This window comes from Microbacterium proteolyticum, assembly GCF_014192415.1.
Taxonomy (GTDB): domain Bacteria; phylum Actinomycetota; class Actinomycetes; order Actinomycetales; family Microbacteriaceae; genus Microbacterium; species Microbacterium proteolyticum.
Genome location: NZ_JACHXY010000002.1, coordinates 197100 through 211691, shown reverse-complemented (window position 1 = coordinate 211691; position 14592 = coordinate 197100). Strand labels below are relative to the sequence as shown.

At 69.2% G+C, this 14592-nt stretch carries 14 protein-coding genes; 11 read left to right on the top strand and 3 right to left on the bottom strand.

The genetic code is table 11. The annotated features are described in order from the left end of the window. The first annotated feature begins 61 nt into the window (after nucleotides 1–61). The 10 genes from pdxS (at nucleotide 62) to FHS07_RS09200 (ending at nucleotide 10270) form a co-directional block, all read left to right on the top strand. Entirely contained in the window at nucleotides 62–946 is an 885-nt protein-coding gene (pdxS, locus tag FHS07_RS09245; protein ID WP_183419634.1) for a pyridoxal 5'-phosphate synthase lyase subunit PdxS, read from the top strand. After that, nucleotides 936–1556, top strand: coding sequence for a pyridoxal 5'-phosphate synthase glutaminase subunit PdxT (gene pdxT / locus FHS07_RS09240; protein WP_183419633.1), 621 nt, complete (start codon nucleotides 936–938; stop codon nucleotides 1554–1556). The genes pdxS and pdxT overlap by 11 nt, the downstream gene beginning before the upstream one ends. A gap of 10 nt (nucleotides 1557–1566) precedes the next feature. Further along, on the top strand, nucleotides 1567–2325 hold the full coding sequence (locus tag FHS07_RS09235) for a YebC/PmpR family DNA-binding transcriptional regulator (protein WP_183419632.1): 759 nt from the start codon (nucleotides 1567–1569) through the stop codon (nucleotides 2323–2325). Between the two features lie 48 nt (nucleotides 2326–2373). Continuing rightward, entirely contained in the window at nucleotides 2374–2976 is a 603-nt protein-coding gene (gene ruvC / locus FHS07_RS09230; RefSeq protein WP_183419631.1) for a crossover junction endodeoxyribonuclease RuvC, read from the top strand. 9 nt (nucleotides 2977–2985) lie between these two features. Next, a complete protein-coding gene (ruvA, locus tag FHS07_RS09225) occupies nucleotides 2986–3606 on the top strand; it encodes a Holliday junction branch migration protein RuvA (RefSeq protein ID WP_183419630.1) in 621 nt (206 codons plus the stop codon). Further along, nucleotides 3599–4645 (top strand): Holliday junction branch migration DNA helicase RuvB, encoded by a 1047-nt coding sequence (gene ruvB / locus FHS07_RS09220; RefSeq protein ID WP_183419629.1) that lies wholly within the window; start codon nucleotides 3599–3601, stop codon nucleotides 4643–4645. The genes ruvA and ruvB overlap by 8 nt, the downstream gene beginning before the upstream one ends. Before the next feature lie 80 nt (nucleotides 4646–4725). Then, the gene (locus FHS07_RS09215; protein ID WP_183419628.1) at nucleotides 4726–5166 is read left to right on the top strand and encodes a preprotein translocase subunit YajC; all 441 of its coding nucleotides are present in this window, start codon (nucleotides 4726–4728) and stop codon (nucleotides 5164–5166) included. A 48-nt stretch (nucleotides 5167–5214) separates the two neighbouring features. Next, complete coding sequence (gene secD / locus FHS07_RS09210) at nucleotides 5215–6924, top strand: protein translocase subunit SecD (protein WP_183419627.1); 1710 nt, start codon at nucleotides 5215–5217, stop codon at nucleotides 6922–6924. Beyond that, nucleotides 6924–7910: a protein translocase subunit SecF gene (gene secF / locus FHS07_RS09205; protein ID WP_183419626.1), complete on the top strand. Its 987-nt coding sequence runs from the start codon at nucleotides 6924–6926 to the stop codon at nucleotides 7908–7910. Before secD ends, secF begins: the two co-directional genes overlap by 1 nt. A gap of 110 nt (nucleotides 7911–8020) precedes the next feature. Next, complete coding sequence (locus tag FHS07_RS09200; RefSeq protein ID WP_183419625.1) at nucleotides 8021–10270, top strand: RelA/SpoT family protein; 2250 nt, start codon at nucleotides 8021–8023, stop codon at nucleotides 10268–10270. Here the strand turns inward: FHS07_RS09200 and FHS07_RS09195 are convergent. The 3 genes from FHS07_RS09195 to FHS07_RS09185 all read right to left on the bottom strand — a co-directional run bounded on the left by FHS07_RS09195 (nucleotide 10257) and on the right by FHS07_RS09185 (nucleotide 12977). Continuing rightward, nucleotides 10257–10796: a type IV toxin-antitoxin system AbiEi family antitoxin gene (locus FHS07_RS09195; protein WP_183419624.1), complete on the bottom strand. Its 540-nt coding sequence runs from the start codon at nucleotides 10794–10796 to the stop codon at nucleotides 10257–10259. The two genes, FHS07_RS09200 and FHS07_RS09195, sit on opposite strands and share 14 nt — an antisense overlap. 63 nt (nucleotides 10797–10859) lie before the next feature. Further along, nucleotides 10860–12599 carry a DUF349 domain-containing protein gene (locus FHS07_RS09190; RefSeq protein ID WP_183419623.1) on the bottom strand — a complete coding sequence of 580 codons (1740 nt, stop codon included), beginning with the start codon at nucleotides 12597–12599 and terminating at the stop codon, nucleotides 10860–10862. 81 nt (nucleotides 12600–12680) lie between these two features. After that, nucleotides 12681–12977 carry a dioxygenase gene (locus tag FHS07_RS09185; protein ID WP_183419622.1) on the bottom strand — a complete coding sequence of 99 codons (297 nt, stop codon included), beginning with the start codon at nucleotides 12975–12977 and terminating at the stop codon, nucleotides 12681–12683. Nucleotides 12978–13105: 128 nt separating this feature from the next. On the opposite strand from FHS07_RS09185, the gene FHS07_RS09180 reads away from it, so the two are divergent. After that, entirely contained in the window at nucleotides 13106–14512 is a 1407-nt protein-coding gene (locus FHS07_RS09180; protein ID WP_183419621.1) for an AAA family ATPase, read from the top strand. Nucleotides 14513–14592 lie beyond the last annotated feature (80 nt).

Below are 14592 nucleotides of genomic sequence, written 5' to 3'. Positions count from 1 at the left end.
GCCAATAGATCGCGCCCCGAAGCGCGGAACCTCGCGCTGACAAGCGCGGAACGGAGTGGACATGACCGACACCGGAACCTCCCGCGTCAAGCGCGGCCTCGCCGAGATGCTCAAGGGCGGCGTGATCATGGACGTCGTCACCGCAGAGCAGGCCCGCATCGCCGAGGACGCCGGTGCCGTCGCCGTCATGGCCCTCGAGCGGGTTCCCGCCGACATCCGCGCCCAGGGCGGGGTCGCACGCATGAGCGACCCCGACCTCATCGACGCCATCATCGCGACCGTGTCGATCCCCGTCATGGCCAAGGCCCGCATCGGCCACTTCGTCGAAGCGCAGATCCTGCAAGAGCTCGGCGTCGACTACATCGACGAGTCCGAGGTCCTCTCACCCGCCGACTACGTCAACCACATCGACAAGTACGGCTTCACCGTGCCGTTCGTGTGCGGCGCGACCAACCTCGGCGAAGCGCTGCGCCGCATCACCGAGGGTGCGGCGATGATCCGCTCCAAGGGTGAGGCCGGCACGGGCGACGTGTCGGAGGCGACCAAGCACATCCGCACCATCCGCGGAGAGATCAACGCCCTGCGCGCCAAGACGAAGGACGAGCTCTACGTCGCCGCAAAAGAGCTGCAGGCGCCCTACGACCTCGTCGCCGAGATCGCCGAGACCGGAAAGCTCCCCGTCGTGCTGTTCACCGCCGGGGGAGTGGCGACCCCCGCCGACGCCGCCATGATGATGCAGCTCGGCGCCGACGGCGTGTTCGTGGGCTCGGGCATCTTCAAGTCGGGCAATCCCGCCCAGCGCGCCGCGGCGATCGTGAAGGCCACCACTTTCCACGACGACCCGAAGATCGTCGCCGAGGCGTCACGCGGACTCGGCGAGGCGATGGTCGGCATCAACGTCGCCGACCTCCCCGCACCGCACCGCCTGGCCGAGCGTGGCTGGTAACAGCCCGCGCGTCGGAGTTCTCGCCCTCCAGGGCGATGTGCGCGAGCACCTGTCGGTGTTGACCGCCCTCGGCGCCGACGCACACCCCGTGCGTCGGCCCGAGGAACTCGCCGCGGTGGAGGGTCTCGTGCTCCCCGGCGGCGAGTCGAGCGTCATCGACAAGCTCGCGCGCGCCTTCGGGCTCTTCGACCCGATCCGCGCGGCGATCGCCGCCGGCCTGCCGATGTACGGCACGTGCGCGGGCCTCATCCTGCTGGCCGACCGCATCGACGGAGCGATCGCCGGTCAGAGGACGTTCGGGGGCATCGACGCGCGCGTCGCGCGCAACGTCTTCGGCAGTCAGACCGCCTCGTTCGAGACCGATCTCGACGTACCGGCGCTGGGTGAGTCGCCCGTGCACGCCGTCTTCATCCGTGCCCCCGCGGTCGTCGAATGGGGCCCACATGCCGTGCCCCTGGCATCCCTTCCCGACGGGCGGGTCGTCGCCATCGAGCAGGGCGCGCTGCTCGGCACGGCGTTCCACCCCGAATCGACGGGTGAGACGCGATTCCACCGGCGCTTCCTCGACCACGTGAACGCCCGACGCGGCGCCGACGCGCCCGCGCTCTAGACTGGAAGACATGTCCGGACACTCCAAATGGGCCACGACCAAGCACAAGAAGGCGGTCATCGACTCCCGTCGCGCCAAGTCGTGGGCCAAGCTCATCAAGAACATCGAGGTCGCGGCGAAGCTCGGTGGAGCCGACCTCCAGGGCAACCCGACGCTGTTCGACGCTGTCCTCAAGGCCAAGAAGACCTCGGTCCCCAAAGACAACATCGACCGTGCCATCAAGCGCGGTGCCGGCATCGGCGGCGAAGCCGTCGAGTACGCCTCGATCATGTACGAGGGCTACGGCCCCAACGGCGTGGCGTTCCTCATCGAGTGTCTGACCGACAACAAGAACCGCGCCGCAGCCGAGGTGCGCACCGCCCTCAGCCGTAACGGCGGCACCCTCGCCGACCCGGGCAGCGTCGCCTACAACTTCAGCCGCAAGGGCGTCATCGTCGTCCCCGCCGAGGGGACGACCGAAGACGACGTCATGCTGGCGGTGCTCGAGGCCGGTGCCGAAGAGGTCGAGCCGCACGGCGAGGGGTTCGGCGTCATCACCGAAGCCACCGACCTCGTCTCGGTGCGCAGCGCCCTTCAAGAGGCTGGAATCGAGTACGACTCGGCCGACGTGGAATTCGTCCCCTCGCTCAAGGTGGAGGTCGATGCCGACACCGCCCGCAAGGTGTTCCGCCTCATCGACGCCCTCGAAGACAGCGACGACGTCCAGAACGTCTACACGAACTTCGACCTCACCGCCGAGGTGCAGGCCGAGCTCGAGAACGACGAGTAAGGGCGCGCCCTCGATTCGCACACGGCCCCTGCGCTTAGCGTGGGGGCCGTGTCCCGTTCCCTCCGCGTGCTCGGCATCGACCCCGGCCTCACCCGCTGCGGCGTCGGAGTCGTCGACGTCTCGCCGAATCGCACCGCCTCGCTGGTGCACGTGGGCGTCGTTCGCTCCCTGACGACCGACCCCATCGAGAAGCGGCTCGCCGCGATCGCAGCCGGCATCCGTCTCGTGCTCGCCGAGCACGATCCGGGGGTGGTTGCCGTCGAGCGCGTCTTCGCGCAGAACAACCGTCACTCGGTGATGGGAACAGCCCAGGCCAGCGGCATCGCGCTGCTCCTGGCCGCGGAGCACGGGATCCCGGCGGCGACCCACACCCCGAGCGAGGTGAAGGCCGCCATCACCGGCTACGGCGCGGCCGACAAGCTCCAGGTGCAGACGATGGTCGCGCGCGTGCTGCGCCTCGAGTCCCTCCCCCAGCCCGCGGATGCTGCCGATGCCTTGGCCATCGCGCTGTGCCACGCCTGGCGCGGGGGAGCCGCCTCGGCCTCTGAACAGACAGCTCTGACGCCCGCTCAGCGTGCGTGGCGGGACGCGGAAAAGCGTCGCACTCCCCACCCCCGTGTCGCTCGAACGAATGTACGAACCGGCGCGTAGGCTATCTTCATGATCTCTTCGCTGCACGGGACGGCGGCCCACGTCGCCGACGATTCCCTCGTGGTCGTGGTGGGTGGAGTCGGCTTCTCGGTCGCCGTCACCGCGCAGTTGGCACGGACGGTGCACGTCGGAGCCGACGTGCACCTGCACACGAACCTCATCGTGCGCGAAGACGCGCTGTCGCTCTTCGGCTTCCAGAGCCGCGAAGAGCTGACGGTCTTCACTCAACTGATCAGCGTGACCGGTGTCGGGCCCAAGTCCGCGCTCGGTGTGCTGTCGTCTTTGACGGTGCCGCAGATCGCGCAGGCCGTCGCCGACGACGACGATGCGCCCTTCCGACGCGTGTCGGGCATCGGCCCGAAGACCGCCAAGCTCATCGTCGTGCAGCTCGCGGGCAAACTCGCCGTCGTCTCCACGGCCGCTCCCGCCACCGTCGGTGCGCACGGGCAGGTTCCGCTGCAGGTCACGCAGGCGCTGATCGGGCTCGGGTGGAGCGAGCGCACCGCAGCCGAGGCTGTGTCATCCGTCGCCGAGAGCGCCTCCGACAGCGACCGCGCATCGGTGCAGAGCCTGCTACGTCTGACGCTCGCGCTGCTCGGGCCCGCGCGCAAGGAGACCGTGGGTGGCTGACGTCCGCGACGCCGGCGCGCCCGATGACGAGACCGAGCTCGCCATCGAGGGGGCCCTGCGGCCCGTCTCGCTCGCAGAGTTCGTCGGCCAGCACAAAGTACGCGCTCAGCTGCAGCTGCTGCTCGATGCCGCCCGCATCCAGCAGCGCTCGCCCGATCACATCCTGATGTCGGGCCCGCCGGGGCTGGGCAAGACGACGCTCGCGATGATCGTCGCCCACGAGAGCGGTCGTCCGCTGCGGCTGTCGAGCGGCCCGGCCATCCAGCACGCGGGCGATCTGGCCGCGCTGTTGTCGTCTCTCACGCCGGGCGAGGTGCTCTTCATCGACGAGATCCACCGCATGGCACGCTCGGCCGAAGAGATGCTGTACCTCGCGATGGAGGACTTCCGCATCGACATCATGGTCGGCAAGGGCGCGGGCGCCACGAGCATCCCCCTCGACCTGTCCCCGTTCACCCTCGTGGGCGCCACCACGCGCGCGGGGCTGCTTCCCAACCCCCTCCGCGACCGCTTCGGTTTCACCGCCCATCTGGAGTACTACGAGCCCGAAGAGCTCGAACTGGTGGTTTCGCGGTCGGCATCCATGCTCGATGTCGGGCTCCCGGGCACGGCGCGGTCGGAGATCGCCCGCCGCTCGCGCGGCACGCCCCGCATCGCCAACCGCCTCCTGCGCCGCGTGCGCGACTACCTCGTCGTCCACGGCCCCTCCGCCGGTGCCGACGACGGCCACGCCGACCTTCGCACGGTGGGCGCCGCACTCGATCTCTACGACGTCGACTCCATCGGCCTCGACCGCTTGGACCGCGCCGTGCTCGACGCCCTCGTCCGCCGATTCCGCGGGGGGCCCGTGGGGCTGAGCACGCTCGCGGTCGCCGTCGGCGAGGAGCCCGAGACCATCGAATCGGTGGTCGAGCCCTACCTCGTGCGCATCGGATTCATGGGGCGTACGCCCCGCGGCCGTGTCGCGACACCCGAGGCGTACGACCACCTCGGTGCTCCCCACCCCGACGGCCTGCTCCGGTTCAGCCAGGGCGTATGACCTATACTCGGCGGGGGATTCCCCGACCCTCGCTAGGCAGTGCCGCACGGCGCGCCTGATTTGAAAGGTGCACCGCCTCCATGGATAGCTTTCCCCTTCTGATTCTTCTGGCCGGACTGCTCGTCTTCATGTTCGTGAGCTCCCGCCGCCGCATGAAGAAGCAGAAGGCCGAGCAGGAGAAGAAGGCCCGCGAGACCGTTCCCGGCGCCGAAGTGCTGCTGCAGGGTGGCCTCTACGGCACCATCGTCGAGTACGACGGCGAAGACCTCGACAAGCCCGCGCTCGTCGAGATCGCCCCCGGCATCGTCATCAAGGTGCACAGCCAGGCCGTGCTGCGAATCGTCGACCCGCTCGAGGGAGTCGTCACCGAAGACGAGTTCATCGAGGCCGAGGAGTCCGAGGCCGAGTACATCGCGGGGGTCGCCGACGGTGCCACCACCTCGATCAGCGACGACAAGCGGGCCGCACGCCAGAACGCCGTCGACGTCGAGCGCGACGACAAGGACCGCCCCGCGGTCTGATCGCCCTCCCTCTCCTTCTCGTTCACCGCCGCACAGAAAGCCGACTCCGTGGCGCCCTCGACTCCCGTCCGTCATGCCTGGCGCGTATTGACCGGACTGCTCGCCATCACCGGCGTGCTGTTCGGCATCAACGCCCTCGGTGTGTACACCTTCAACGCCAGCTCCTGGACCCCCGATCTCGCCCTGGACCTCCAGGGCGGTACCCAGATCATCCTCCAGGCCCAGACCACCGACGGCGCCGCGCCCGACAGCGAACAGCTGGAGCAGGCCGTCACGATCATCCGGCAGCGCGTCGACGCCTCGGGTGTCGGTGAGACCGACGTCGCGACCGAGGGTGGCCGCAACATCGTCGTGCAGATCCCCGGTCAAGCCGACGAGGCGACGCGCGAGCGCATCCAGAGCTCCGCGCAGCTGCAGTTGCGCCCCGTGCTGTTCACCGGCGCGCAGGGCACCTCGTTCGTCGGCGCCGACGGCACATCCACGCCGTACCCCACGCCCGACCCCGCACTGCCGTCCACCCCGACCGCCGCTCCGACGAACGCCAGCGACCCCGCGTACATCACGCCGGCGCTGCAGGCGCAGTTCCTCGCGTACGACTGCGCCAACCCGCCGTCGAACCCCTCGCAGGCGCCGGCCGACCAGCCCCTGATCACGTGCGGTGTCGACGACGGCGGCAAGTACATCCTCGGCCCCGTCGAGCTCAACGGCACCGACATCGTCGACGCGACCAACGGCCAGGAGCAGAACACGGGCCGCTGGGCCGTGAACCTCGTCTTCAACGACCAGGGCACAGAGACCTTCGGTCAGATCAGCCAGCGCCTCGTCGCACAGCAGGCGCCCCTGAACCAGTTCGCCTTCGTGCTCGATGGTTCGGTGCTGTCAGCACCCGTCATGCAGGGCACCATCCTCGACGGTCGCCCGAGCATCACCGGGAGCTTCACGCAAGAGTCTTCCAAGGCCCTCGCCGACCAGCTGAAGTACGGCGCCCTGCCGTTGAGCTTCACCGTCGTCAGCTCCGACACGGTCTCGGCCACCCTCGGATCGCAGCAGCTGCAGGTCGGCTTCATCGCCGGCCTCATCGGACTGGGCTTGGTCGCGATCTACTCGCTGATCGTCTACCGCGCGCTCGGCACGGTGATCATCGCCTCGCTCGGTGTGATGGCGGTGCTGACCTACGTGGCGTTGTGCATCCTCGCGTGGCGCGCCGGATTCCGGCTCTCGCTCGCCGGCGTCGCGGGCTTGATCGTCACGATCGGCTTCACGGCCGACTCGTTCATCGTCTACTTCGAACGCATCCGAGACGAGCTGCGCGACGGCAAGTCGATCACGGCCGCGGTCGAAGACGGCTGGGCTCGCGCGAAGCGCACGATCTACATCTCCAAGTCGATCAACATCCTCGCGGCCGTCGTGCTGTACATCCTCGCGGATGCCACGGTGAAGGGCTTCGCGTTCACGCTGGGCCTGACGACCGCGATCGACATCCTGATCTTCATCCTCTTCACCCACCCGGTCATGCAGCTGCTGGCCCGCACCCGGTTCTTCGGCTCCGGCCACCCGCTCTGCGGCATGGACCCCCACGCGCTGGGAGCCGTCTATCGCGGTCGCGCGCAGTTCCGCGCTCCCGTCGCCGACGCGTCACGTGTCAAGCGTTCGCGCGGCGAGGCCCAGCGCCGTCAGACCATCGCTGAACGCAAGCAGGCCGAACTCGCCGCCGCCGGCCGCGGCGATAGCCGCTCCACGAAGGAGGGAGACGACTGATGCGCTCCATGACGCAACTCGGCAACGACCTCTACTCGGGCAAGACCTCTTTCCCGTTCGTGCAGCGTCGCCGCCTGTGGTTCATCATCGCCGCGGTGCTCGTCATCGGCGCAGCCCTCGTGCCGTTGTTCCGCCCGGTGCAGTTCTCCATCGAATTCACCGGCGGTGCGCAGTTCACGGTGTCGAACCCGGCATCCCTCGATCAGTCCCTCGCGACCGAGGCCGTCGCGTCGGTGCTCCCGGGCGCCACCACGCGCGTGTCGACGATCAACGACCAGGCCGTTCGCGTACAGACCGACGAGCTCGACAACGACGAGGCGCAGGCCGTGTCGGCCGCGCTGGCCACCGCCTACGACGTGCCGTCGTCCGAGATCACGAACTCCTTCATCGGCCCGACCTGGGGCAACGACGTCACGCGCCAGTCGCTCTGGGGCCTGTCGATCTTCCTCGCGCTGACGTTCCTGATCCTGGCGATCTACTTCCGCACGTGGAAGATGTCCGTCGCGGCGATCATCGGCCTCGTCGACGTGCTCGTCATCACCATCGGCGTGTACGCGGTCTTCGGGTTCGAGATCTCGCCGGCCGCCGTCATCGGCTTCCTCACGATCCTCTCGTACGCGCTGTACGACACCACCGTCGTCTTCGACAAGGTGCGCGAGAACACCAGGGAAGACGGCGAGATCTCCGGTCGCACGTTCGCGGAGTCGGTGAACCTCGCCGCGAACCAGACGCTCATCCGCTCGATCAACACGACCGTCGTCGCGATCCTGCCGGTCGGCGCGATCCTCTTCATCGGTGTGCCCCTCGGTGCCCGCACGCTGAGCGACATCTCGCTGTCGATTTTCGTCGGCACCATCGTCGCGGCGTACTCGACGCTGTTCGTCGCCGTGCCGATGTACGCCCTCCTGCGCGAGAAGGAGAAGCCGGTGGCTCAGCGCGATGCCCGCGTGCGCGCCGCTCGCGAAAAGGCGGGTGTCCCGGCCTGAGGCCGGACCCGCATCACAGGGCCCGTCCGAAGGGGAGGCCCCGACGTCATGTCGGGGCCTCACCTGTCGGGGCGTAGACTTGACCGACCGGCCGTAGGGGAGAGGTGGCGATGACCGAAACCACGTCTTCCGCGCCGCCACCGTCGTCGCTGCGACGCCTCGTTCCGCGTATCTTCTCGCGCGCCGCGCGCCGCGACGACGTCGACAAGCTGCTGCGCACCGTGCGCACCCATCACCCCAAGGGTGACCTCGCGATCATCGAGCGGGCGTACGCCGTCGCCGACAAGGCGCACGACGGACAGAAGCGTCAGAGCGGCGAGCCGTACATCACCCACCCGCTCGCGGTGGCGCAGATCCTCGCCGAGCTCGGCCTCGGCCCCAAGGCGATCGCCGCCGCCCTGCTGCACGACACGGTCGAAGACACCGGCTACCCGCTCGACGAACTCGCCGCCGACTTCGGCGACGAAGTGGCGATGCTGGTCGACGGGGTCACCAAGCTCGACAAGGTCAAGTACGGCGACAGCGCCCAGGCCGAGACCGTCCGCAAGATGATCGTGGCGATGTCGAAAGACATCCGGGTGCTCTTGATCAAGCTCGCCGACCGCCTGCACAACGCGCGTACCTGGGGCTTCGTGCCCCCGCACAAGGCGGCGAAGAAGGCCACCGAGACGCTCGAGATCTATGCGCCGCTCGCGCACCGTCTCGGCATCCAGGCCATCAAGAGCGAACTCGAAGACCTCTCGTTCGCCGTGATGCATCCCAAGCTCTACGCCGAGATCGAGAGTCTCGTCAAGCAACGCACCCCGCAGCGCGAGCAGTACGTGCAGAACGTCATCGACGCGGTCGACGCCGATCTGCGTGAGCTGCGCGTGCGCGGCCGCGTCATGGGTCGGCCGAAGCAGCTGTACTCCGTGTACCAGAAGATGGTCGTACGAGGTCGTGAGTTCGACGACATCTACGACCTCATCGGCATCCGCATCCTGGTGGGCACCGTACGAGACTGCTACGCCGTTCTCGGCGCGATCCATGCGCGGTGGACGCCGCTGCCCGGGCGCTTCAAGGACTACATCGCGACCCCGAAGTTCAACCTCTACCAGTCGCTGCATACGACGGTGATCGGTCCCGGCGGCCGCACCGTCGAGATCCAGATCCGCACGCACGAGATGCACCAGCAGGCTGAATTCGGTGTGGCCGCGCACTGGAAGTACAAAGAGCGCATGGCCGGCACGAAATCGGATGCCAAAGCCGTCGACGCCGACATGGCGTGGATCGCCCACATCTCCGACTGGCAGGCCGAGACCGCCGACCCGGGGGAGTTCCTCGACTCGCTGCGGTTCGAGATCGGTGCGAAGGAGGTCTACGTCTTCACCCCCAAGGGCCGTGTCGTGGGTCTTCCCACCGGGGCGACGCCGGTCGACTTCGCGTACGCGGTGCACACCGAGATCGGTCACCGCACCATGGGTGCGAAGGTCAACGGGCGTCTGGTGCCGTTGGAGTCGACTCTGCAGAGCGGTGACGTGGTCGAGGTCTTCACCTCGAAGAACCCCGACGCCGGCCCCAGCCAGGACTGGCTCGGCTTCGTCAAGAGCACCCGCGCGCGCAACAAGATCCGCGGGTGGTTCACGAAGGAGCGCCGCGAAGAGGCGATCGAGCAGGGCAAGGACTCCATCGCCCGCGCGATGCGGCGCCAGAACCTCCCTCTGCAGCGCCTGATGAGCCAGGACTCCTTCACCGAGGTCGCACGGCTCTTCCACTACGAGGACGTCTCCGCGCTGTACGCCGCGGTCGGTGAGGGACACGTCTCGACCCAGTCGGTGATCGAGAAGGTCACGGCCCTCGTCAGCGTCGAAGAGACGAACACCGGCCCCATCGACATCCCCGTCGGACGCAGCAGGGCTCCGCGCGGCGGCGACTCCGGCGTGCTCGTGCGCGGCGCCCCCGACATCCTGGTGAAGCTGGCGAAGTGCTGCACCCCGGTCCCCGGCGACGACATCGTCGGATTCGTGACCCGTGGAAGCGGCGTTTCGGTGCACCGTGGCGACTGCACGAACGTGCGCGCGCTGAAGGAAGAACCCGACCGTCTGATCGAGGTCGAGTGGGCACCGACCACGAAGAGTGTCTTTCTCGTGCAGATCCAGGTCGAAGCGCTCGATCGTTCGGGGCTGCTCAGTGACGTGACGCGCGTGCTCAGCGAGCACCACGTGAACATCCTGTCGGCGACCGTGTCGACCACGAACGACCGGCTGGCTCTCAGCAAGTTCGTCTTCGAGATGGGCGACACGGTGCACCTGGATCGCGTGCTGAACGCCGTTAGACGCATCGACGCCGTCTACGACGTCTATCGCGTCACCTCGTCGTAGTCCCCGTCAGCAGGGCCGTCGCGCGTCGCCCGTGGGGGAACCGCGGATGCCGTGCGAGCCACTCCTCAGCCGAGACGCGCACGAGCGCATCGGCGTGCGCCCAGGTGCGTGCGAGTGCCTGGTCGGCGGCGTCGTCGGAACGCGCGAGGTCGACGAGCGTCCGTCCGGGTGAGCTCACGTGCACGCCGGCGATCGTGCACACGTCGACGGGTTCGAGACGCACGTCGTGGAAGACCGTGCGGGCGTCGGAACGAGCCCGCGCACGTGTCGGACCCGCCCGCTGCACGTGGTGCGACGTCGGTTCCTCCGACACCGCCCCATGGATCCACGCTGCGCTGCCGCGCACGGCCGCCCACCGTTCGCCCAGCAGGGGGAGCAGGCTGCGGGCGCGCATCCACGGCGTCTCGGCCGCGTCGGCGGGCATGAACCCCTCGCCGAGCGGCACGAGCAGACCATCGAGGCAGGCGGCGGACAGTTCGGCGAGGGAGAGACGCTCGTCGGCGAAGAAGAGGAAGGGCGACACCATCCCGCCAGTGTGACGGGGCGATGTCGCCCAGGACGCCGGAGCGTCGGACCTGTGGAGAACCGGTCAGCCGCCGAGGGCACGCAGCCAGGTACGACGGGCCTCGAGGGCCTCCTTCGCCTGCGCCGCGGCGCGCTTGTCGCCGCGGGCTTCGGCCTCGGCGACCTCGGCCTCGAGCTTGTCGATCGCGTCGGTCAGCTGACGCGTCATGTCGTTGGCACGCGCCTTCTGCTCGGGGTCGTTGCGCTTCCAGTCGGCGTCTTCGCGCGTGCGCACGCTCTGCTCGATCTTTCGCAGCTCGTCGTCGAGTGTGCGCTCCTTGTCGCGCGGGAAGATGCGTCCGATCTCGTCCCACTGGCGCTGGATCGCGGTGAGCTTCTGACGGGCGGTCGCCAGGTTCTTCTCGTCGACGATCGGGGCAGCCTCTTCGAGAAGCGCGCGCTTCTGTTCGATCTTCTCTTTCGACGCCTCGTTCTCGGCGGACTCACGCTCGATGCGCGCCCCGTAGAGAGCGTCACCGGCGGCCTTGAATCGCGCCCACAGCGCGTCGTCGACCTTTCGGCCCGCGCGGCCCGACGCCTTCCACGCGTCGAGGAGGTCGCGGTAGGCGTTGATTCCGTCTTCGCCGCGCGGAGCGAGTGCCTCGGCACGCTCGACGAGACGTGTCTTGGCCTCGCGTGCCGACTTGTGCGTCTCGTCGAGTGACGAGAAGAACTCGCGGCGGTGGCGGTCGACCGTGGCGCGCGCGTCACGGAACCGACGCCACAGCTGCTGGGCGGTCGACTTCGACAGGCGCGGGCCGTTCTGCTGGTGCGCCTGCCACCGGTCGAAGAGCGCCGTCATGTCGGCCGTCATCTGCTTCCACTGCACGCTCTGCGGGTCGCGTGCCGCGAGGGCCTCGGCCTCTTCGACGATCGCGGTGCGCTCGCGCACGGCCTCTTCGCTCGCCTGCTTGGCGGCGACGGCCTCGGTCTCGCTGGCTTCGGCGAGCTCGGCGGTGAGGGCGTCGACGCGGGCGATGAGGGCGGCCAGGTCGCCCACGGCGGCAGCACCGTCGAGTTTGGCGCGCAGCGTCTTGGCGGTGGAGCGCAGATCGGATGCCGACGCACCGCCGCGGCGGTGACGGGTCTCGATCAGCGTGACCTCGCCGGCCAGGTCGGAGAACTTGCGCTGGTAGTACGCGAGGGCCTCGGCGGGCGTGCCGTCGGGGTACTGACCGACCTCGCGCCAGTCGTCTCCCTCACGAACCGACACGGTGCCGTCGTCGTCGACGCGTCCCCACGGCGGGGTCGTGGTCTTCGACGCCGTCGCACCGGGGGGCGGTCCGGGCAGACGCGGGCCGGGGCGGGCCGCGGGCTGCGCGGGGGAGGGCGCGGCGGACACCGTCTCGGCACCCTCCGCGGCATCGGCCTCGGCGACGGGCTCGTCAGCAGGGGCCTCTGCATCAGCGACGGGCTCGGTGCCTACGGCAGACTCCGTCTCGACGGGCTCGGACTCGACGGCGACGGTCTCCGCATCGGCGGCGGACTCGTCGGCGACGGACTCGTCAGCAGTGTCGGACTCGGCCTCGACGGTCTCAGCGCCGGCCTCGTCGGCCGCGGCGGGCTCGGCCTCCGCGCTCGGATCGACGTCGGGCACCGCGTCGGGTTCGCCCGCGGCATCCGCGTCGTCGGCGACCGGCGCAGTCTGACCATCGGCGGTGGAGACGTCGTCGGTCTGCACCTCGTTCGGGGAAGAAGCGTCGGCCTCGGCGTCACTCGCGGCGTCGCGCGGGTCGGAGGTCTCGGGGGTGGAAGCGGAAGACACGGATAGCACCTCATCGCGGCAGAGCCGCCTGGGGGAGAAGGACCCTCCGAGCCTAGTACGAGCCGCGCCGCCGACACAGGATCAAGGTGCCGTGGACTCCGTGGCATCCGGCGCCGGAGTCGCCGGCGCATCGGTCGCGGGGGCGCTCTGGCCGGGGGTCGACGTCGGCAGCGGCTCGGGTGTTCCGGGTCCCGCGACGAAGTAGGCCGTCTGCGCGCCGACCGCTCCCAGGATGACCACGAGGCCCACGACGAGCGCGATCGCGTTGTCGCGCGTGCGCCGGCGTCCCTGCCGTTGGTGCAGCTCGAGCCGCGCCTGGTATGCGCGAGCACGTTCCCGCTGCTCCCGCGTCTGCCGGTCGTTTCCGCGCGTCGCCACATCGACCTCCTCTGCCCGTCCGGACTCGTCGATCCTACAAACATCACGCCCGCCGCCCCGGCGGCTTCCCACCGCACGGTGCCCGCGAAGACGGGTCCGTTGTCGGAGCCCCCGGTTAGCCTGGAGCGGTGACCCCTTCTTCGGCGCTCTTCCAGGGCCAGACGCCGCTCGCCGTGCGCATGCGGCCCGTGAGCCTCGACGAGGTCGCCGGGCAGGGGCATCTGCTGCGTCCCGGTTCGCCGCTGGTCACCCTCGCCACGACCGACTCCTCGGCATCCGTTTCCGCCGTCTCCGTCATCCTGTGGGGCCCGCCCGGCACGGGCAAGACCACGCTCGCCCAGGCGATCGCCCGGTCATCGGGGCGGCGGTTCGTGGAGCTGTCGGCGATCACGGCGGGCGTCAAAGACGTGCGCGAGGTCATGCAAGAAGCCCTGACGCAGCGGGATCTCTACGGGCAGTCGACCATCCTGTTCCTCGACGAGATCCACCGCTTCACCAAGGCCCAGCAGGACGCGCTGCTGCCGGGCGTCGAGAACGGGTGGGTCGTGCTCATCGCCGCGACGACCGAGAATCCCTCTTTCTCGGTCATCTCGCCGCTGTTGTCGCGCTCCCTCCTGCTGACCCTGCGACCGCTCGGTGACGACGACCTGGGAGCGCTCGTCGACCGCGCCGTGCGCGACCCGCGGGGCCTGGCCGGCCGGGTCGAGCTCGACGACGACGCCCGCGCCGCCCTGGTTCGCCTCGCATCCGGAGACGCCCGGCGCGCGCTGACCGCCCTCGAGGCGGCGGCGGCCGTCGCGGGCGACCTCGATGCGGCGGCACCGGCACCCTCCCTCGATGAGCCGGACGACACCGACGAGGACGACGACTCGGATGCCGGTGACGGCACCGCGCCTACCACTGTCATCACGGCCGATCACATCGCCCAGGCCGTCGACCGCGCCCTGCTGCGCTACGACCGGCAGGGCGACGAGCACTACGACGTCATCAGTGCGTTCATCAAGTCGGTGCGGGGATCCGACCCGGATGCCGCGATCCACTACCTCGCGCGCATGATCGAGGCGGGGGAGGACCCGCGGTTCATCGCGCGGCGCCTCGTCATCTCCGCTGCCGAAGACATCGGCATGGCCGACCCCCAGGCGTTGCAGATCGCGGTCGCCGCCGCCGATGCCGTGGCGTTCATCGGCATGCCCGAGGGGCGCATCCCGCTCGCCGAGGCGACCGTCTACCTCGCCACGACCGCGAAGTCGAACGCCGCCTACAACGCCATCAATGCCGCGATCGCCGACGTACGGGCGGGCGGCTTCGGCCGCGTACCGATGCACCTGCGCGACGCGCACTACCCCGGGGCGAAGCGTCTCGGCCACGGCAAGGGATACAAGTACGCCCACGACAGCGAGATCGGCATCGTCACGCAGCAGTATCTCCCCGACGAGCTGCGCGGTCGCCGATACTACGAGCCGACGAACCATGGCGCCGAGCGCGACGTGTCGGCGCGTCTCGAGAAGATCCGACGCATCCTCGACGGCACCTGAGCCGCGCACCGGGGTCTCTCGGTGGGCTCTGATAGCATGAACCGGCTCGAAACAGGGTTTTCGGGCATCCCCTCCTTTCT